Source organism: Paenibacillus sp. 1781tsa1 (assembly GCF_024159265.1).
Taxonomy (GTDB): domain Bacteria; phylum Bacillota; class Bacilli; order Paenibacillales; family Paenibacillaceae; genus Paenibacillus.
On record NZ_JAMYWY010000001.1, the window covers coordinates 1,579,658 to 1,600,582 of the forward strand.

Here is a 20,925-nt window from a genome sequence, read left to right on the forward strand (position 1 = left end):
TGGCTAATAAGGCAGCTTTACATTTGACATTGCTTTTCCTACAATAGAAAATGAGCTGAATTGAAGCTGAATTTTTTGGTTAAAAGATAGTCATAGGCAAATGTAGCCTGGTAAAGTTCCCATTTTCATACATTGGGTGAAAGAAAGCCCTCTGGCATATAGGATGTCCGGCCGGATGCTTTCCCATGTAAGCAGGACTTTAAAGTGTTGCAATTATTTTGCCAAGACTGTGGAATGTTCAGAATGGAGGTTGCAAGCATGGGCTTGGACCATTTACAAGAGGAACAGCAGGCATCCGTGCTGAAGATTCGTAAGCGTGTCATCGAAGCCATTGGACGTAATATGGATCTTTACGGCGTTACGCTGTCTACGGGACACTTATATGGATTGCTATTTTTTGCAGACAAACCAATGACCCTTGACGATATGGGACGGGAAATGGAAATGAGCAAAACGAGTATGAGTACAGGTGTACGAACACTGCTGGATTTGAAGATGGTGAATAAAGTGTGGAGCAAGGGCTCCAGGAAAGACCTATATGAAGTGGAATATGACTGGCATCAGACGTTTACGGATTATTTTGCCATTAAATGGAGAAAAGCCGTGGAGAGTAATCTGCAGGTTCTGCGAAAATCAATTGAAGAAATGAATCGGTTAGTCGAAGATCTGGATGAAGAGGCGGATGCTGAACTGATCCACATCCTGATGGAAGACAAACATAAGATTTTGCAAGCGGAAGCATACTACAAATGGTTGGATCGGTTAATCGATACCATGGAAAATGAAGAGATATATAAGCTTGTTCCAAAAGAAGAGATCAAGGAACACTCATAATTACATGCAAAAGGCCCTTTCCGTCACAGGAGGGGCCTTTTGGTTTGTTATATACTCTCTTTATATTAATGAAGGAACACGATGAAAAAGAAAAAATTCCACATCGTTTCAAGCTGATAGTCTCGTTTAATGTCCAATCAGACCTGCATGAGGAAAGGCTACAGAATGCTGTGAGATCTGTTGCAGTTCATTTAGTATCTGCATTTGGCCAGCCGGAGTCCAGCATAACCGTTGCCAATCTGAGATATCGTGAACATTACCATGCAACACGGCAGGGGAACGATTCCAGGATGGCGTTTGCTTCATGCGCCGGAACACCTTTTCACTGGCAGGCTGAAGCGAAGCACGGTGGATCAACAGATAATCCGTGTCCAGCATGGGGATACTATCTGCTGCATAATCATTCCGGGAGATGTCGGGAGATACAAGTTGGGCAGGCAGGATTCCCAATTCAGCATACAACAAGTGATTTAATGGATGCTCGCCAGTCCCCTGTAATCGGATGAACTGATTCGTAATCTCCATCAGCGCCAACCGTTTTTGTCCGAAATAAGATGGTAGGTTCAGGCTTGCTTCGAGCTTGCGAAACTCAAGTTCCTTGAAGTTCAGCAACGCTTGCTTCTCACGTCCGACCAGTTCGGCTAGGCGAAGATGGTTCTCTTTCCAGTCATCCGTGGACTCCAAGATGATGGTGGGTGCAATACTTTTCAGGTGATCGTAATAGGGCTTGTGGTAAAAGTCCCCGATGATCAAATCGGGCTTCGCCTGCCGAAGTTGATCTAATTGTCTGGTTAATCGGCGTTCTTGTTCATATTCATCCGGTTCTCGGTCAAGAACTCCTTCAAGCACAGCTACCGGGCGCAGTCCAAGCGAGTCCAGATTCTCATGGAGTCCCATGATGGATGCTGTAGCTACGCGAAGTTGATCTTTTTTCATATACACGCTGGGAGCAATCCCCAAGGTTTGTTTGAATTTGCGGCTAAAATAATACTCGTTGCCATACCCGACAGATACCGCGACGTCTTTGAGGACACAGGGTTCCGCTGACAACTGTTTTTTGGCTTCGTCTATACGTAAACGATTCAGATAATCGGTCGGCGACATGCCTTTGGCCTTCTTGAAACTGCGTGAATAGGAGCTGGGCGTAAGACCAGCGATCTTGGCAAGCTGATCCATGCTGATTCCTTCACTCATGTAGCGTCGCATATACATAATACTGCGTTCCAAAGCAGGGTCTACTTTCTCATGATTGGCTTCCAGCCGGTTCTCCGAGAGAAACTGCAGTAGTTCATGTAATTGGCTATGTATGCTGATAAAGTGATTTGGCTGACAGCCCCGATAGGTTTCATACAGTTGTTCCAAACGTGATACAGCCTGCTGTTCGTGACGAACCAGCAACCTGCCTGTTTGCCAATCCAGCGGGAAGTCAGGTGAAGAGGTCATTTTCCACTCACCTCGCACTTGCTGCAAACGAACCGTATCCATGCTTAGCAATATAAATTCAGTCACATTAGAGCGTGCAGCGGCCTCAATGGTTGTATCTGGCTTCAGTACAAATAAGCTGCCCGCTTGAGCCGTATAGACTGTATCATTCAGGACCAGAACACCGTCTCCTTGCAAAATAAGACAGAGCATGGGCCGGGATACCGTCATGCCTTGCACACGGAAATTCTCCCCCCGACGCACACGGCACATGGAGGAGAGGAGCGGTAGAGATGAGGTTTCAGCAATGAAGGGAAACTGTTCAGTCATACGGACCATCCTTTTGTCTTATTTTCTTAATGATAACAATTATCATTCTCATATGGAAGATGTTTTTTAAAATAGTTCTCGACAACCAAAAAAGGACTACCAAGAGCCGTTATGGCTACCAGGTAATCCTTTTTATTATGGACAAGTCCGTAGAATGAGCTACATGCTTGAATCAACAGGATATGTTAGTAAGTTAGTACGGTGTTACCAATAGAATATTGTCGAGGAAAACGTCACTTAGTACTTTTTTTCCTGTTCCACCCGTTTGCACGTGATACAAGCGATATTGATCTTTGGCATTGATATAGAACAGGCCCGCAACATCATCTCTAATATGGAATGCATCCCATTCGTCACTGGTAAGTTTGGTTACTTTGAGAGCAGTATTGACCGAATAGAGACCGTTGTTGCCCGAGATGTAAGCAGCCGTAGGTGTGCCGTTGGTCAATTGATTCGCAACATACGTTACATTGTTCAGGTTCAGGTTGGCGGACTTGGTTACTTTGTTGCCGGAGACCGTTTTGGCATAAGCCTTCTTGTCTGCATCAATAAGGACAACCTTGTCTGTACCTAGGGCACTTACTTCCCGAACGCTTTTGTTATGAAGCTGAAGTGTTTTGGCTGAAGTTGTTAACGCAAACGCTTTGCCTTTGGCATAATTGTAATCCTTATTGTTGTCGAGATCGATTCCCTTGTTATACACATAAAGATTGTTTCCCCAGCCACCGGAATATACAGCGTTCACATCCAGTTTCGCTTTTGGATTAACCGCAGTGGCTTTGCCCGTGTTGTAATTCACCTTATACATGACAACAGCATTGGTGGAGTAGTACTGCTCGTATGGGTCTGTATTAACCATCAGTTGCAGTTCGTTTTTGGCTTGATTCGTAAAATAACGACCTTCCACTGCGCCTGCGGCAATCCGCTGCACAGCTCCAGAACCGTTGGACGTTTTGGACACGATCCAGGTGTTTCCATTAACCAGTGCATTATAGTAAGCCCGCCCCTTGGCTACCACGAGAAACGGAAAATCGGTATCGGCCTTGTCAGCAATCTTGGTGACAGTTGAAGCATCACTGTTGCCATTAGCTCGATAAATCGTGCCTGTAGCATCCAGATAATAGATGAATCCGTTATCCGTATAATAGCTGAGCACATCTGTTGCAAATGTCTCTGCCGCATCGCTGGACCCGTCATTCGGAACCCGAAGTAACGTTGTGGAAGAAGCAGTCTGTGTGTAGTAGAGATAAGAACCTGCCGCGAGCAAGTCCACACCTTGGAAATCAATTAATACTTCTGTTGTATTGCTTCCATCCGCGGATACTTTGTACAAAACGCCGTCGGACTCATAATACACAGTAGATTGGCTAAGTGAAGCTGCCTGGGCTGCGCCCCCGCCTCCGAATGTCACTGCTGCAATGAGTGTAAATAACAGCAATGTACAGATGGTGCGTTGTACGTATGTATACCCTGTTTTCATGCTTTCCTCGTCCCCTTCGTTCGTGTATGTATGTCGTTATTTCCTTATGTTATATCGGTAAACTATGGAAGATATGTTAGGTCTCATACATGAAAAAAACAGAGGATGAAATTGAATTTCATGCACATTCCAACTTGAAATCAAATTGCGAATGATGCTACCAATCCGGTTCCAAAGCATTCTCCGCCTGACTTGATCGTGATAACATAACATTCAACCAGAGCAGAGGAGTGAGCGATCATGTTAATGAATGTGGCGATCATCGGATTTGGGAACGCAGTGGTGAATTATCATTTGCCTTATCTGGAGAAGAAAGAAAATATCAAGGTGAAAACGATATACCGTCGCGAGGAAGATCGGGTTGGCGATACAGAGCGTGAGCTACTTTATCCTGAGATTACTTTTTCGACCCATATCGAAGATATATTGCAGGACGATGAAATTGAATTGATGGTTGTCGCCACCCATGTGGATAGCCATGTAGAATACGCCAAGCTGGCATTAGAATACGGCAAACATGTGCTGGTCGAGAAACCTTTTGCCTCCACTTCTGCGGAAGCCAAAGCTATCTTTGAACTGGCCAAACGTAAAAATCTCATCGCCATGGCGAATCAAAATCGCAGATTTGATGGTGACTTCCTGACATTGAAAAAAGTGATGGAGAGTGGCAAACTGGGGAATATGGTTGAAATCCAGTCCCACTATGATTATTTTCACCCGCATTACACGAGAAGTGGATTCGGACTGCTGCATGGCTTGGCGGTGCATACCATCGATCAATTGATCTCCATATATGGAGTAGCTGACCGAATTGATTATGATGTTAGGAGTTTAATCGCGCCAGGTGAGTCCGATGATTATATCGATATTGATTTTCGTTATGGACGAATGAAGGCCACGATTAAGTGCAGCCTGCTTGTGAAGATCGAACATCCGAAATTCATTGTACACGGGGATCGAGGGAGCTTTGTCAAATATAGCAGCGGACATCAAAAGAAAACTGGAGATGGACGAACCAGGGTATCCATTGAAGCTGAACCCGAGGATAATTGGGGTACGATTAGTTATGTGGACGATGAGGGAACATCACATACGGAGAAAGTTCCTTCGGAAGCAACGGACTATGGCATCTTATATGATCAACTACTTCAAGCCATTCGACATCACGGTGATAAACCGGTCAAGGATGAAGAGGTTTTATATGTATTGGATATTTTACATGACGGAGTAGAAGCGGCGAAGAGAGCAAAGTGATTCATCAACGACAGGAGCGAAACGATATGATGAATATAGCAACGATTGGTACAGGGTCCATTGTGGATGCCATTTTATCTGCGATAAATGAACTGGATGATGTTACGTGTACAGCGATGTACTCCCGGAAGAGAGAGACAGCACAGGAGCTTGCGGGGAAGTATGAGGTCGATACCATCTATACGGACCTGGAATCCCTATTTTCAGATACCAATGTAGATCTCATTTATATTGCGTCACCGAACAGCATGCATTACGAACAGGCCTATCAGGCACTTCAACATGGCAAACATGTCGTCTGTGAAAAGCCATTCACGTCCACGCTTCACGAAGCAGAAACGCTGATTGCACTTGCAAAAGAAAAGAATCTGTTGCTGTTTGAAGCCATCTCCAACATTCATTTGCCCAATATCAAAGTTATACAGGAGCAACTACCAAAGCTTGGTCCGATCAAACTCATCCAATGTAACTACAGTCAATACTCACGCAAGTACAATGATCTGCTTGCAGGGCAGACACCGAATGTATTTAATCCACAATTTTCTGGTGGAGCGCTGATGGATATCAATATTTATAATCTTCATCTGGTCATGAATCTGTTCGGCAGTCCGAATGCCGTATCGTATACCGCAAACCAACATGCAAACGGCATTGATACATCCGGAGTAGTGGTTCTCCAATATCCAGAGTTTATCGCGGAATGTGTGGGTGCCAAAGATACAAACAGCATGAACTTTGTCCTCATTCAGGGAGAGAAAGGGTATCTTCACGTTGTCGGGGGAGCAAACGGTTGCCGGGAGATCAAGCTTCAGATCGGGAATGAGCCTGCTGAGGAGTATAATGCCCAGACCAAGTCCAATTGGCTATACTATGAGTGGGAAGCGTTCAGGGACATCCATGCAAGTGGGGATCACAACCGGTGTTACGAACTGCTGGAACACAGCCAGTCTGTGATGGGTGTACTGATGGGTGCGCGTAAGGATGCCGGAATTGTATTCGCAGCAGATATACAGTAATCGTTAATACGTGTCACTAATGCTGCTCATGTACAACATGTCGAAAATATAAAGTACAGAAACCATCGAAGACATTTTGGACAGCCTTAATTGTTCATTGTATCCATATGCCAGTAACGTTTCATCACAATGTTTGGACAGGGTTGAATGGTTTTTGCCTGTGACCGCAATGACTTTCATCTGTTTGTTGCTCAGTACTTTGGCGGCTTCAATCATGGATTGGTTCTCACCTGTGTGCGAGATAACAAAAGACAACGTCAGGCTGTTGGGATTGATCGTGTTCAAATAATGCATGTTGGGACTATTGTGAGCAATCGCAGATATACCGAGTTCATTCCACTTGGCACAAGCCTGTTGCGCTAGATAATAGTTCATATCACTGCCATAGATATCGATGCGTCCAGATTCTTTGACCCAGTTAGAGATTCGTAGCAAAATAGGAGCATTTAACATCCGGCGTGTATCCTCCAGCGCCTGCTGATACAGGTAAGGAACCGAGTCGATGGCAGCAAGCACGTTGCCTTGTTCTGCAATTGGACAATTCAGCGTCTGCAACGCGGAAGGTATCTGTTGATATTCAAGAGCAAGTTTTAACTGAAAGTCTGGGTACCCCTTGGTACCCAGCTTTTTGCATAGACGAACAATGGTAGACGAGCTTGTATAGGTTTGCTGAGCCAGTTCATGGGCTGTAGAATCAAATACAACTTCGGGGTTGTTCAGGATGTAGTCCACGATATGCTTCTCCTGTGTCGTTAATTGTGGAGTATATTTTAATTTTTGAAGCAGTTTGGATTCCATGCGGTTGTTCCATCCCTCTCTATTATCTTCCGAAAGTACATGTCTCCACATCATAACCTGCGTTTATCTATTTCTCAATCTGCACATCTCAGATCTGACTTTCTGCCAGCTGCTGACGACTATTCCACAGGGTGACGAAACGAAGAAGAACCATACTAATGAGCAGGAGCAATGCTCCAATCATGAGTAACATCCAAGGACCGATCAGCAGCATGCCACTGGCTTGACCAGCGACTAAGGCGATCAGGGGAAGGACAATCAATCCGCCGAGCTGATAGGCTTCCTGGAACCCACGGACCTTGGCCGAGATCAGGACGTTCAATAAAATGACCATAAGACTGCATGCGGGAACAACCCACACCACAAGTATGATCCAGTTCAGATTGGGAAACATCAACGTTCCAAACATGGGGTACATCAGAATATTGGCAATGATTCCATAGATCAGGAAAGTAACCCAGGATAATAGAAGGGAAGGGATTAGGGCAGCCAATACTTTGCCTTTAAAAAGAGTGTCCATGCTGATCGGTGTGAACAATAAACCTTCCAGCGTCTTGCGTTCCTTCTCTCCAGCGAAACTATTGGCCGTCAGAATACTGGAGGCCATCACCGGAATAATGAGAAACAAGGGAGCGAACATATACATGGCCAAGTAATAGACAATACGATGATTATCTGTAGGCATGGAAGCAAGCTGAGGAATCTGTCCGCCATGGGTTAACGCATCCAATGATTCGAGCAGAAAGCTGATGTTGCCCAGAGAACGAAGTTCCATTCTGGAGGCCGCCCACAAGAGGGCAGAGGGCATAATGATTCCGATAATCAGTGGAACGATCAACATAGGCAACCAGAGCTGAACGCTGGCTGTGACGGACCGGATATCTTTACGTACCAGTGCACGTATGGCTTGACGATTATTCATGGTGGTGTGCCTCCCTTATGGCAAAATAGATACTTTCCAGATCACTGCCCGTGATACGGGCCTGATAGACTTGGCCATGCTCCGTTAATTGCCTTAGCAGTAATGGAATATCTTCACGCGATGTAAGCTGAAATACTGCTTGATGTGCGGAGATTATTTCAGGTGTAAAGTCGGTTGCCGTGTGCCATCCTTCCGGCATGTCGGCTTCGACTTCGAGTTTCGGAGTGGACAGGTATCGGCTAACAATCTCCTGTTCCGTGCCTTCCTCAACGATGCGCCCCTTTTCCAGGAAAATATAACGATCACAGACGGCTGACAGTTGGGACAGCACATGGGATGAGACCAGAATCGTCATCTTTTCTTCCTGATTTAGTTGACGGATGATACGCAGTACCATCTGAATTCCATCCGGATCCAGGCCATTGGTGGGTTCATCCAGGAACAGGATGGAAGGACGGTGCAGGAGTACTCGTGCAAGCCCCAAGCGTTTCTTCATGCCTGTGCTATAGGTCCCGACTTTTCGATGCTGATAATCCTGCAACTCGAACAGAGTTACAAGCTCGTCAATACGTTTCTGAGCATGCTTCAGGCCAAAAACATCTGCGAAGAAAGTCAGATTGTCACGGCCACTCATATTTTCATATAGTCCACTTTGTTCGGTAAGGGTGCCACATATGGCCAGTACTTTCTCCGCCTCACGAGCGGTGTCCAATCCGTTAATGGTTACCTGTCCACTGGAAGCACCCAAGACACCATTCATGATACGGATCAGTGTGGTTTTGCCCGAACCGTTAGGGCCAATTAACCCGGTGACACTGCCTTGTTTAACTGTGAAACTGACATCTTGAAGTGCTTGATGCACCTTGAATTGCTTGGATATGTTACGTGCTTCGATCATCTATATTCACCGTCCGATCTGAGTTTGGAGGTTATACGTGCGGTAGGCTGATATCGTTCAAATGGACGACAAAAAAGATCTATCTCTCCTTCAATAGTCCCGAATGCAGGATGCATATTTACCCTGAAGCCTGTCTGAAATCGGGTCTCAGGTTTGTTTTCACTATAGCTTGTAACATGTATCCTTATTTTAGGGTAGAACATCCGTTTCATTGCTATTCATAATGTGGTAATGAAAGTTAAGACCTTACGTCTCATGAATGTCTGTAATAATCATCTAACGCCGGTCTTGGTAATCCAGGACCGGCTTGGCGTGATGTTTTGGACGTACCTACAACGGAAACGTCTGTTTTTAACGATTACATAATGAATTCGTCTAACACATCCATACGAATACATCGTATGGGTACATATTGTGTTTGGACGTAGAGGAAGGTGAGTGAGTTATGACAGCATCCAATGAATATCGTTTTCAGGTGAACCTGAGCGGGATGATTCAGATTTTGTCCAACCATCTATATAGTAGTCCTAAGGTGTTCTTGCGCGAACTGATGCAGAATGCAACAGATGCGATCACGGCACGCAAGGAAGTGGAGCCGGGATATCAGGGAGAAGCTCGGATTGAACTGACAGGAACCGGTGATCAACTGACGATGATGGTGGAGGACAACGGAGTTGGCCTGACCGAAGCGGACATCCACGAGTTTCTGGCGATGATTGGACAATCCTCGAAGCGGGGGCAACAGGCACTGCTGGATGGCGAGACATCGTTTATTGGGCGTTTTGGTATTGGTCTGCTTAGCTGTTTCATGGTAAGTCATGAGATCGTTATGCTGACTCAATCGATTAAGGGTGGTCCCTCGATGGAGTGGAGAGGTAAGCCGGATGGTACATATACGATTAGACAATTGGACACACAGTTGTCTCCCGGAACGAAAGTATATCTGCGTTGTACACCGGATGCAGCACATTATTTTGAAACGGAGTATGTAAAAGAAGCTTTATTTTACTATGGTGCGTTGTTGCCTTATCCGGTCACGTTGCTTCATGACGGGGTGCAGTCTGTTGTCAATCAGGATTCCCCGATCTGGTTAACACGTCCAGAACTTGCTCGTTCCTGCCGAGCGGAAGTGCTTGCTTTTGGTGAACGTCTGCTGGGGGAGAAGTTCCAGGATTTCATCCCGCTGACAACGGCTACGGGCCGTACGGGAGGCATTGCGTATGTGCTGCCACATGCAGTGAATCTGAATGCAAAACGTTCTCACCGAGTTTACCTGAAGCGAATGCTAATTTCGGAGAAGGCTGAGAACATCTTGCCAGAGTGGGCGTTCTTTGTGAAATGCCTGATTTGGACCGATGAGCTTCAACCAACGGCGTCAAGAGAACATTTCTATGAAAATGAAAAGCTGGAAGAGGTGCGCTCCGAGCTTGGAGACGCTCTGCGTATGGGGCTGGCTGACATGGCTGAGAATCAGACCGAACGTCTGCAGAAGCTGATTCGTCTGCATGCTCTTTCGATGAAGGCATTGGCTGTTCAGGATCAGGCGTTCTACGCGATGATTCACCGCTGGCTACCTTTTGAGACGACGAGAGGACACCGGGAACTGGGTGAACTGATTGATGAAGGGGAGACGCTGTATTACACCGGCTCCATTGATGAATATCGTCAGATTCACCATGTCGCTTCTGCACAGTCCATGCTGGTCGTCAACGCAGGTTACATCTATGATAAAGAACTGATGGCGATGCTGCCTGTCATACTGAACAATGTACAGACCGAGCGAATTGAGCCAGATGAAGTATCGATGACATTTACGGATGTTGCACCGGCCGAGCGTAACCAGTACTATGATGCGCTGCGTTTGGCAGATTCGGCATTACAACGTTTTCGCTGCCGGGCAGAGGTAAAAGGATTCAAGCCATCGGATCTGCCGGTGTTGTTTACCCTTTCGCAGGAGTCATCTACACTGCGTGCGCTGGAAAAAGCCAGCGAAGAAAGCACAGACTTATTCTCCTCTGTCCTTGGTTCATTGTCAGCAGGCATTAATTCGGCAGGGTACTCGACCTTGTATCTGAATGTGAACAATCCCATCATTAAACGGGTGTTGACTTCACCAGATAATCAGATGACACCGATTGCTATTGAAATGCTGTACGTCAACGCACTGATGATGGGCCATTACGCTATGAACAAGCAGGAACTTGAAGTGTTGAACCAGGGAATTGTACGGTTTATTGATTGGGGTTTGCGGGCAAATACAGATCGTAAGGGGGATGCGTGATGAAGACAGAGATGGATTTTGAAGATTTGATGGAAGAGGCCTATCAACTGCCTAATGGTCCTGCGAAGCTCGGTTTTTTGGAGGAAGCAGCGCGGGTAGCCGATGTCAATGGCATGGTCGAAGAGGCATACGAAGCACGCTCGGAGATTGTTGATGCTGCCACCTTCTGTGGGTATCCAATGAAAGCTTTAATCGCTTTTTCTTGGCAGCTGGGCAAGTTCGATCAGCAACCAGAGCTGTATGATGAAGAGACGTTATTGTGGTCATATAAATGGATTCTTGGCAAAATGCCCGATTTCCCGGAAATCTCACGCGAGAAGATTATGGAGCTGTTGGAGGACTTCGGAGCACGGTTCAAGTCTTATGGTTACAGTGAGCGTTCTTATTGGTACTATCGTTTCCGCATCTTTATGGATTTCGGAGAGCTGGAGGAATCAGGGCGCAGTTATGATAAGTTTAGAACATTAGACCGCGACTTCATGAGTGACTGTGAGGCATGTGAGCAGGATGAGATTATGCGTTATTTTATGTTAAAAGGAGACGACGAGAAGGTGCTGGAAGTGGCCAAGCCTATTCTCAAAGGACGCATGAGCTGTGCGGAGATTCCGCATCTAACGTTGTCGGAAATTCTGATGCCACTATATCGTCTGGGGCGGACGGAGGAAGCCGATAAATATCAGGTCAAGGGATACCGCTTGATCAAGGGTGAGAACGATTTTGTGCAGAGTTTTTCCGAGCAGATGGAGTATCTCACACTTACGAATCCTGCCAAAGGCATTGATGTCCTCGAAGAAACACTGGTGCTCGCAGCCGATCATGAAGATGCGTATGCCAAAATGTTATATTATGCGAAGGCAGCCCCGTTATTGCGGCGTTGGACTGAAGAAAAAGAGTCGGAAGGCTATCGCATGCGCCTGCCAGCATCCTTCCCGTATGAAGGTGATCCGGGAGATCTGCTCAAGCTGGCGGATTACTTTGCGGAGCATGCTCAGACCGTTGCAGCCAAGTTTGATCAGCGTAATGGAAACACACATGTATCCTCGTTGATTGCAGAGAGACGGATATAACTCGTAACATGTAACAGATGACTATAATGACATGAGCAAAATAAAGAAACAGGCTTGTTCGAGAAGGAGCGCGTATCCTTCCGAACAAGCCTGTTTTTCTTGCAAAAAGCATGATATGTCTAATCGGTATGAAGATGTTTTATTTTTATTGTGCTGAAGTCGCAGAAGGGACCGGCACTGGTACTGGAACCGGTGCAGTTTCAGATGTCTCCTCTGCAGCTTCGGCTTCTTCAGCAGGTTCTGCTTGTGGCTGCCTAGCAGCCATCAGTTCAGCGACGATTTGATCTGTTGGTTGTGTAAGCAACGCATACATAATCGCAGCCTCTTCCTGACGAATCAGAGGTTTGCGGGAAAGTAAATCAATGGATCCATCTTCCAGCACTTTTACCTCAGGTCCATGGATACCAAGCTTCGCCATCATCTGAACGGCTGGTACAGCCCATGGGTCCGTGTGTCCCGCAAGTTTCACATCATTGAACAGTTCGCTAGGATATTGCAGTTGGAGAGATCTCCAGATCATTACCATCGCTTCCTGTCGCATAATCACTTGATCCGGTTTAAACTGCGTGTCATCTGCGCCCGTAATCATCCCCATCTCATACCCGAGTTGAATATATCCGGCTGCTGCATGGTCTGCCCAATCGGTGCCGGCAGGAGGTGTTGTTTTGCTGGGTTTCAATCCACTAAGTTTAAGCGTGTTTTCAATAAATTCAGCTCGTGTCACAGCTGTTTTCGGTTGGAAAGACTTGTTAGCCTCATTCTCATAATATCCGAGTGATTGTAATCCATAGATAGCTTCAGCATAAGGACTGTTCTTACGAACATCCCGGAAGCCCACAGGTTTTTGCCCTTTTTTCTCATAACCCATAGGGTTGAGGTAAGGTTCCTTCAAGTATGTGGTGCCATCTGCATTTTCTATGAATGCTGTGAATTGACCGGTCAATTCATCTTTGAAGAGATGATCTTCCAGTTGGATCAGGTTGCGTTGACCCAGGAATACATCGCTAATGCTCAGTTGTCCTGGCTTATCCCCGCCACCTTTCAGGGAACTTACAATCGTGTTAAGTCGAAGATCTGCGTACAATCCGGTTAAGCGTTGCAGCTCAGCTGCGGATTGCGGCGTGTATTCCTTGAACTGCACAGGCTCTGCATATTGCGGGAAGAAACTCTGAATGAATGCAGGATAGAACAGATTACGAAGTGCTCCATTTTGATTATACGTCAGGAAAACGCCTGTATTTTGCTCGGGAATAAGGAAGAGATAAGAGCTGAACCCGGTCAGGTCGCCTGCTTTCGTAATAACTTTTGGACTACTTCCTGCACCGGGAATCTGAAATGCTGCTTCGAATCCATACGTGGTGTTTGGTAACAGTGGGTGAATGGAAGAACGGTACTGTTCCATGCTTTTCACCGTGGATTCCTTAAAGATTCGCTTGTTGTCCTTCACGCCATCATTCAGGAACGCAATCATGAATTTCCCAATGTCCTCGGCGGTAGACAACATGCCCCCTTGAGGCATTGGTGTTGGAGAGATGGTGTACAGATCAAGCGGATTGTGTGCCGCATCATAGCCTGTAGCCAGCTGCTTTTGGAATTTTTTGTCCAGCATGAAACTGCTGTTATCCATTCCTAACGGTTTGAAGATATGCTGCTGCATGTAGGATTCAAAAGGCTCGCCGCTTACATTCTCGACAATCATGCCAAGCAGCAAAAACGAGAAGTTATCGTACATGTAGGCGCTACCAGGCTCGCGAACGACAGGAGGCATGTGTTGCTGTGCGTAATCCTCCATCGCTATGTACTTGTCGAAATCAGTATGGATGTCTTCCTGCTGCGGATCACGGATCTCGAATCCGGTCGTGTGTGTGAGCAGGTTCTCCACAGTTACAGGTTTGTCAAAAGGGTTATCGAATTTGAGCCCTTTCACATAGGTCTGAAAATCAGCTTGAAGGTCAACCTTGCCTTGCTCCACCAGCTGCATCACGGCTGCTGCCGTGAATGTTTTGGAGACAGAGGCTACACGGAAGGCCGTATTTTTCGGATCGATAGACGTTTTGTTCTCCTGATCGGCATAGCCGTATCCTTTTTCCGCCAGAACTTTGCCATCCTTCACAACAACAACGGACGCTCCAACATAATGGGCTTTTGCCTCAGCGGAATCGAAGAATGAATCGAGAAATGCTGTAGCTGATTCGGTTGTCAGCGCTTTCGTCTTTCCCTGTTCGGCAGCTACCGGAGTCGCGGTCTCCGCCTGAACGGCGGGTACCCACAGACTGAGAGACAGAACTACAGCCATGAAAGCTCCGGTTAGGGAGGTGAACCTGACGCGGGTCTTTCGTTTGGATAAATGCATGCAAACACTCCTTTTATGAAAATATTTACAAAATAGTTACTTACCCATGTATTACTGATTACTCGCACGATAGGTTTCACGATAATAGATTCCGATGTTGGCAATCCAGATGACGGAGAGCATTACGATTGGAAATGGAGCGAAGGTGAATAGAACCGAATACAGCACCATAGAGACCATTCCGACACCAAGAAGTACATTCATCATCTGAAAAGAACGGTAGGCTGCGCGATACACGATCCATTTCTCACCTTCATCCAACTTCTCGAAGTGATCTTTCTTCATATTACGTGAGTTCAGATCCAGTGCGCGATCAGGGAAATAGCGGTTGTACCGCTTGACGGTCAGTGTTTGCAGCACCACGACGATAATAATAGAGATACATGCAACAATGAGATTCACGAGGTTAAACAGTTCAGGAAAATTCGTCATATTTCTATGGGAAGCGTACAAGGACAAGGCCAGTGCTGCCCAGGTAAACGCAACAATAACGCTCAATCCGCTGAGGATCATCGCTTTACCGAGGGAACGCTCAGCAGGAGAGATGAGTGAGTCAGATTCTCCATACGTATCTTCTTCCATCGGAGGAACAGATGGCGTGCGGGAGAGACTGAATATGTTCCACAACATCATAACCACCAACGAAGCAGCCAGTAATGCAAATAAAAGATCATAGTCATAGTAAACGGACAGCGTCCAGTTCAAATTAGATGGAATTTTGTTGATTCCGCTGGCTCCGAGAAAACCGACTACAGTACCACCTGCCGCATACAATGGAAGGCGCATCTTGTTCTTTTTGGACGGGGAGGTTGTTCTGTTCATCTTAATCTCCACCTTTCAATTCAAAGATTTTTTCGACGGGTTCACGAAAGACGTGGGCTATTTTTAATGCCAAGACGACCGATGGAGAGTAATCTCCACGTTCAATCAGGGCAATGGTTTGGCGGGATGCGCCGATGAGTTTGGCTAGTTCCGCTTGGGACAGTCGGTCTCTGGCTCGTAACTCCCGAACGTGATTGTGCAATTCTTCCACTTGCTCACCTCCATGAAGCTAATGTATATGATATTTAACTAAATGTAAACTATAATATACAAAATGTTAATGATAATTTACTTATAAATGGTGAGATTGGACATGAAAAGAGAGCCTGCCCGGCTCCCTTGGATGATTATTTTGTTGCCGAAAAAGTGAAATCAAGATGCATCTGCACACGCCAGATGTTGATGCTGTTCCTCTGCCTTCCGAAGTAACATTCGGAAAAAGATGAGCGCGCCAAGTCCCATAAGTACATACAGAACAGCCATTACGTATGAAGGCAGGAAGGCTCCAATGGTTAACCCGAGACTTCCGAGTAGTGCGGCTACGTTATAGCTCAACCCGTCAGCGGCCATGTAGGCAGCCCGGTCCGAATCTGGGATCATACCGGCTAGCATGACCTGACGAACTGGGGAGTACATCAATTCTCCAATAGTTAGCAATATAGCGGATGAGATGAGTAACCAGGCCCAGTTGCTGAAAGCAAGAACGGCGAAGCCAGCGGTATAAAGGCACATACCGACAGTCATGATAGATCGGGACTGGAAGCGGCCCATCCATCTAGAGAATGGGATTGCAACTAATGCAACCAGTACAGTGTTGATGATCATGATCAGGCTGAACATACGCAGACCAGAGATATCTGAGCCGAACAGTTGGGCGGTGAATTCACTTTTTAGACGAACAGCAATATATTTATCCAACTGAAATTCCAGGGAGACAGCAAGGACCGTAGCCGTGAAAAATATCATGAAACGTTTGTCCTGAAAGACCGCCCAGTACGTTTTCAGTATGTTCCTCTGGATGGGAGCATTGGCCTCCATTGGTCTGGTGGATCTACCCGAATCATCGGCTGATTTGTTGTAGATCATTGCACGTTTATCCATTGTTTCACGAATTATAAAGATCAAAATAAACAGGGTAACTATGCTTTCCAGGCATACCAGACTGAACAATAGGAAACGAAATGATTCGAAAAATAAACCGCCCATCAGTGCGCCAAAGGTTACAGCAACGTTCGTTGTCCAATATTGCAACCCATATACATAATGACGTTCATGTTCACTGCTCACGTCGACAATCATGGCATTAGCAATCGGCACTGTGATCCCTGAACTTAGACTGCTGAGCAGAAACATGAGACAAGTGACGATGATCGAATCCATCCACGGCGAGTTGGCGATGGCCAAACAAAGTAGAGCCACGACCTGCAGAGTTTGTGCAATCACCATTAATTTCTTCCGTCCAATTCGATCCGACCAATATCCTGCCCACAATCCTACAATCATGGAAGCCACAATATTGATTGTCAGCAGTAACCCTGCCACACCTGCGCCAATCTGAATACTCAGATAGATCGCCATGAATGGAATGATGGACTTTTGGGTCAGATCGGTGAAAAAATCTGTAATGATACGTATCCTGATGTTAGGGTGCAGATCGGCGTATTTCATAAATTGTTCTTCTTCCTTCCCACTGGTCATGTTGATGTTACTGAGTATAATGGAGGAAAACCTGAAGAAAAACTGTAGAAGCATCCGGGTGGATTTCGTATTTTAGCAGAACGAGGAAGGCAACTAAAAAATAGAGATTAGAATGAGAAGAAGGAAGGGCATATATGGACGTATCAGAACATTACATTCAACTGCGGTTGAACTTTCCACATGTGCATGATGAACAAGAAGTACATACAACGGTAGGTGAACTCGCTGATCTTTTATGTTGTACCATGCGCAATATGAACCTCATTATGAACAAATTCAAGGAAAACGGATGGGTCAGGTGGAACCCGCAGCGTGGCAGAGGCAAAAAATCAATGCTGGTATTTTGTATCCCATTACTTACAGTGGCGCGTGAACGGTTTGACGATCTACTGAAGGGTAACAGGATGGAGGATGCCTATGAACTGGCCGCGACCTTGCCAATTACGATGCGAGAACATCTAATGCAGCAAATGCAGACTCAATTCGGCTTGCGTTCGAATGAAGGGGACAGAGGCCGAGTGGATACATTGCGGATTCCGCAGAATACACCTTTTAAGACTCTCGACCCAACGCAGACGGGGATGTGGGGAGAAGTGTTCATTATTACAGAGGTCTTTGATCGTTTGGTTCGTTATAATGCTGAACGCCAAGTCTGCGAGCCGAGTCTGGCTATGGCATGGGAGAGTCATGCGGATGGAAGGGAATGGACCTTTTATCTGCATAAAGGCATACCTTTTCATCATGGAAGGATACTGGATGCAGAGGACGTCAAGTTTACCTTTGATCGCATTATCTCTGACAAGAGTAACCCGTGCAGGCCGCTGTTTGGTTCCATTGAGAGCATAGAGGTGTATGACCCGTTGACTGTACGTTTTGTGTTGAATAAGCCGAACTTCATGTTCCCGGATCTGATGAGCAGTATGTGTGCATCTATCCTGCCTAGAGATGTGGAGATGAACCCGCTTCATCCGATCGGAACAGGACCTTATCGATTGACTCGTCATGATACGAAGCTGCTCGTGCTTGATGTGTTCCTTGCTTATTTCAGAGGGCGTGCTTATGTAGATCGTGTTGAAGTGTGGCAGCTCCCCCACTCGGCAAAGGCGGAATCCATCATCAAGCATGATCTATTTCCGGATGCACAGCCTCGTGCTGTACAGCATGAGATGCAGGGCGGTGTGTATATGACGTTTAATATGCAAAAGGAAGGGCCGCAGCATGATGTGAATTTTCGCCGGGCTGTTCAACAGTTATTAAATGCGTATGAGCTGTCGGAAGAGCTTGGGAGCACAAACACACAGGCTGCTTATAGTTTGATTCGAGGACGAGTACAGGAGCAACATCTAACATTGGGTACGGATCAAGGGGAGCTATGGAGACAGCATTCGGAACAACCGGATGGTTCTGTCACACCTGTACCCGTACTTTCCATGGAGTCCTCCCTGGCGCGAGCCTCAGCATTATTGCATCGTAGCTCTTACCAAGGGCAAAGTTTAAGTCTATGGGTGGAAGAAGGAGAGAAGATGGAGGCAGATATGGTCTGGTTTGCAGAGAGATGTAAACAGATTAGCCTACATATCAACATTATGCCGGGAGATCCGGTCCATGCAGTCTATCAAGATGGGTTCGGGGACTGTGATCTGATCTATACAGGAGAAGTCTTCAATGATCATGTCATGCTGAGTCTCGTGACGATGTATACCTTCCGGAACACATTATTCCTTATCGCCATGAATGATTACTGGAGACATGAATTGGAGCAGGAATGCGGACGAGTGGTCATGATTCAGGAACCTGCGGAGCGGTTGGGAAGATTGATTCAGCTGGAAGATCGACTAATACAGGAGGCGTTGCTTCTGCCCGCGTACAGCTTCAAGGAAGAACACGCCCATCATGATTCGTTGCGAGATTATCGTCTTGCGGGGTATGGTCTGCCTGATCTGCGCCGATTGTGGGTGAAGAGAAGGCCTGGTGCCGAGCAAGAGGATGCGAGTTATCCGGTGTATATTCCGTTGTGGTAGGTATGGATGGATACCTACCACAACGGAAATGAAGCAAGTGTTCACCAGTTCAGATCATTTACGAAACCCTGTTGAATTCAATAGGCTTTGTACCCGGCTCAAGCAACAAAGGAATGGAGATGGATTGAGCAACTTCTGATGATTCATTCAGGGTGAACGTAAATGTAAACTTTTGTCCGAATGTGACCAGTTCGACAGAGAACGTATCTTTTCCGGTGTAATCCATGGGCATTTCGATGGCGTTAAAGGTTGCCTGCAACCCTTTCGTTGTTTCCTGAATAGACATCTCGCCATAACCAGGATGCGTGTAAATACCCGCATAAGCGGTGTAAGGACGATCACAAGGTGTAATGTGAGGTTCTTCCATTTTTGCCTCAGCGGCAGTGTCTGCTTGAATAGGTACTTCCAAAGGATTCTCTGGATTAACCTCCGTTTCTGCTGATTCTTTACCCATTAATTTGCTCAATTTGGAACTCCAATTGACGGGCTCAAGTCCAAGCAGTCGGTCCATGATATGAAAAGCAACCGTATACGGAATTATACTTCCGTTGGTATTGCTCAGAATCACGATTCCAATCTGCTCCTCTGGCAAAAAGGCAACTTGTGATGCAAAGCCATCAATAGCCCCACCATGATGAATCATGGCATGTCCACGATAAGGCTCAATCATCCAACCCAGACCATATGTACTCACAGGCAGTTCTTGGCTTATGAACGGCGAATCACTAGTCATCTGAGGACTATGCATAATCTTCATCTGTTCCTTAGATATTAGTGACGCTCCTTCCCATTGACCTTGATTCAACTGGAATTGAAGCCATGCGATCATATCGACTAGATTACTGTTAATGGAACCAGCAGGTCCTACGGCATCAATGGCTCGAAAAGGTATTTTAGTATTCTGACCATCCTTCTCCATATAAGGGTAAGCATAGTCAGACTGAAGTTGCATCTCTTCAACTGAGAACAGACTTGAGTTCATACCGAGCGGATTAAATAGGGAATTCTGGACCATCTGCTCCCACGAAGTTTCATTGAGCTGTCCAACAAGGTAACCGGCTGTCATGTACATCAGGTTTTGATACTGCCATTTGTTACGGAAATCTTGATTCGGCTCCAGATACTGTAATGCACGCACAAGTTCTTCTCTTGTACGTGGGGAGTTGTACCATACCAACTCATGCCTTGGAAGACCGGAACGATGACACAACATGTCGCGAATAGTTAGACGTTCTGTTGTGACTGGATCGAACATTTTGAAATCCTTCATATACGACTTCACAGGGATATCCCAATCCAGTATCCCCCGATCAACAAGCAGAGCAGCGGCTGCTGCGGTAAAGGCTTTGGTACTTGAACCGATGGCAAACAACGTATTAGGGGTAACTTCAAGTTTGGATTCCAGGTCACGATAACCGTAGCCTTTTTGCCAGATGACTTCATCCTTATAGATCACAGCCACCGCTGTACCGACACCATTCCATAGTTGAAGCTGATCATCGATGAATTCATCCAGTCCTTCCAGTGATGTGCGAAGCTTTGTTGTTGTCATACCTTTTCCTCCCGATATTCAATTTTCCTACAATTCACTATGCCTTTTCTGGATAAAGTTAACATCCTCCCCGAGACTTATTTTGCGTAGTCAATGCCGTATTAACCGACTTCACCGATTGCTTGTCAAACTAGTCCGCATATATCGAACAAGTCCCTCATAACATGTACTAATCAA

General features: G+C 46.1%; 16 protein-coding genes. 6 read left to right on the forward strand and 10 right to left on the reverse strand.

Translation table 11 applies throughout. The features are described 5' to 3' along the window. Positions 1 to 258: 258 nt before the first annotated feature. Positions 259 to 834 carry a GbsR/MarR family transcriptional regulator gene (locus tag NKT06_RS06890; RefSeq protein WP_253431750.1) on the forward strand — a complete coding sequence of 192 codons (576 nt, stop codon included), beginning with the start codon at positions 259 to 261 and terminating at the stop codon, positions 832 to 834. Between the two features lie 126 nt (positions 835 to 960). Here NKT06_RS06890 and NKT06_RS06895 read toward each other — a convergent pair whose 3' ends face one another. Both NKT06_RS06895 and NKT06_RS06900 read right to left on the reverse strand, forming a co-directional pair. Beyond that, on the reverse strand, positions 961 to 2,586 hold the full coding sequence (locus tag NKT06_RS06895; RefSeq protein WP_253431753.1) for a helix-turn-helix domain-containing protein: 1,626 nt from the start codon (positions 2,584 to 2,586) through the stop codon (positions 961 to 963). 193 nt (positions 2,587 to 2,779) lie between these two features. Beyond that, positions 2,780 to 4,066, reverse strand: coding sequence for a DUF5050 domain-containing protein (locus NKT06_RS06900; RefSeq protein WP_253431756.1), 1,287 nt, complete (start codon positions 4,064 to 4,066; stop codon positions 2,780 to 2,782). Positions 4,067 to 4,306: 240 nt separating this feature from the next. Between NKT06_RS06900 and NKT06_RS06905 the strand changes: the two genes are divergently transcribed. Then, positions 4,307 to 5,320: a Gfo/Idh/MocA family oxidoreductase gene (locus tag NKT06_RS06905; protein WP_253431759.1), complete on the forward strand. Its 1,014-nt coding sequence runs from the start codon at positions 4,307 to 4,309 to the stop codon at positions 5,318 to 5,320. Positions 5,321 to 5,349: 29 nt separating this feature from the next. Next, positions 5,350 to 6,336 carry a Gfo/Idh/MocA family protein gene (locus NKT06_RS06910; protein WP_253442425.1) on the forward strand — a complete coding sequence of 329 codons (987 nt, stop codon included), beginning with the start codon at positions 5,350 to 5,352 and terminating at the stop codon, positions 6,334 to 6,336. Positions 6,337 to 6,339: 3 nt separating this feature from the next. Here NKT06_RS06910 and NKT06_RS06915 read toward each other — a convergent pair whose 3' ends face one another. The 3 genes from NKT06_RS06915 to NKT06_RS06925 all read right to left on the reverse strand — a co-directional run bounded on the left by NKT06_RS06915 (position 6,340) and on the right by NKT06_RS06925 (position 8,954). Then, complete coding sequence (locus tag NKT06_RS06915) at positions 6,340 to 7,134, reverse strand: MurR/RpiR family transcriptional regulator (protein WP_253431764.1); 795 nt, start codon at positions 7,132 to 7,134, stop codon at positions 6,340 to 6,342. 88 nt (positions 7,135 to 7,222) lie between these two features. After that, entirely contained in the window at positions 7,223 to 8,056 is an 834-nt protein-coding gene (locus NKT06_RS06920; protein WP_253431766.1) for an ABC transporter permease subunit, read from the reverse strand. After that, complete coding sequence (locus NKT06_RS06925; protein ID WP_253431769.1) at positions 8,049 to 8,954, reverse strand: ABC transporter ATP-binding protein; 906 nt, start codon at positions 8,952 to 8,954, stop codon at positions 8,049 to 8,051. Before NKT06_RS06925 ends, NKT06_RS06920 begins: the two co-directional genes overlap by 8 nt. A 445-nt stretch (positions 8,955 to 9,399) precedes the next feature. Here NKT06_RS06925 and NKT06_RS06930 point away from each other — a divergent pair, with 445 nt between their 5' ends. Together NKT06_RS06930 and NKT06_RS06935 are read left to right on the forward strand one after the other, a co-directional pair. Continuing rightward, on the forward strand, positions 9,400 to 11,235 hold the full coding sequence (locus tag NKT06_RS06930; RefSeq protein ID WP_253431771.1) for an HSP90 family protein: 1,836 nt from the start codon (positions 9,400 to 9,402) through the stop codon (positions 11,233 to 11,235). After that, positions 11,235 to 12,302: a hypothetical protein gene (locus NKT06_RS06935; protein ID WP_253431773.1), complete on the forward strand. Its 1,068-nt coding sequence runs from the start codon at positions 11,235 to 11,237 to the stop codon at positions 12,300 to 12,302. Before NKT06_RS06930 ends, NKT06_RS06935 begins: the two co-directional genes overlap by 1 nt. A gap of 145 nt (positions 12,303 to 12,447) precedes the next feature. On the opposite strand, the gene NKT06_RS06940 is transcribed toward NKT06_RS06935, so the two are convergent. From NKT06_RS06940 to NKT06_RS06955, 4 genes are all read right to left on the reverse strand, one after another. Then, the gene (locus NKT06_RS06940; protein WP_253431775.1) at positions 12,448 to 14,655 is read right to left on the reverse strand and encodes a serine hydrolase domain-containing protein; all 2,208 of its coding nucleotides are present in this window, start codon (positions 14,653 to 14,655) and stop codon (positions 12,448 to 12,450) included. 51 nt (positions 14,656 to 14,706) lie between these two features. After that, positions 14,707 to 15,477 (reverse strand): DUF3169 family protein, encoded by a 771-nt coding sequence (locus NKT06_RS06945; protein ID WP_253431778.1) that lies wholly within the window; start codon positions 15,475 to 15,477, stop codon positions 14,707 to 14,709. A gap of 1 nt (position 15,478) precedes the next feature. Then, on the reverse strand, positions 15,479 to 15,688 hold the full coding sequence (locus NKT06_RS06950; RefSeq protein ID WP_017690042.1) for a helix-turn-helix transcriptional regulator: 210 nt from the start codon (positions 15,686 to 15,688) through the stop codon (positions 15,479 to 15,481). 161 nt (positions 15,689 to 15,849) lie between these two features. Continuing rightward, positions 15,850 to 17,145: an MDR family MFS transporter gene (locus NKT06_RS06955; RefSeq protein WP_253431781.1), complete on the reverse strand. Its 1,296-nt coding sequence runs from the start codon at positions 17,143 to 17,145 to the stop codon at positions 15,850 to 15,852. A gap of 164 nt (positions 17,146 to 17,309) precedes the next feature. Between NKT06_RS06955 and NKT06_RS06960 the strand changes: the two genes are divergently transcribed. Beyond that, on the forward strand, positions 17,310 to 19,196 hold the full coding sequence (locus tag NKT06_RS06960; protein WP_253431784.1) for an ABC transporter substrate-binding protein: 1,887 nt from the start codon (positions 17,310 to 17,312) through the stop codon (positions 19,194 to 19,196). Between the two features lie 58 nt (positions 19,197 to 19,254). Here the strand turns inward: NKT06_RS06960 and NKT06_RS06965 are convergent, their stop codons facing one another. Then, a complete protein-coding gene (locus tag NKT06_RS06965; RefSeq protein ID WP_253431787.1) occupies positions 19,255 to 20,748 on the reverse strand; it encodes a serine hydrolase in 1,494 nt (497 codons plus the stop codon). Positions 20,749 to 20,925 lie beyond the last annotated feature (177 nt).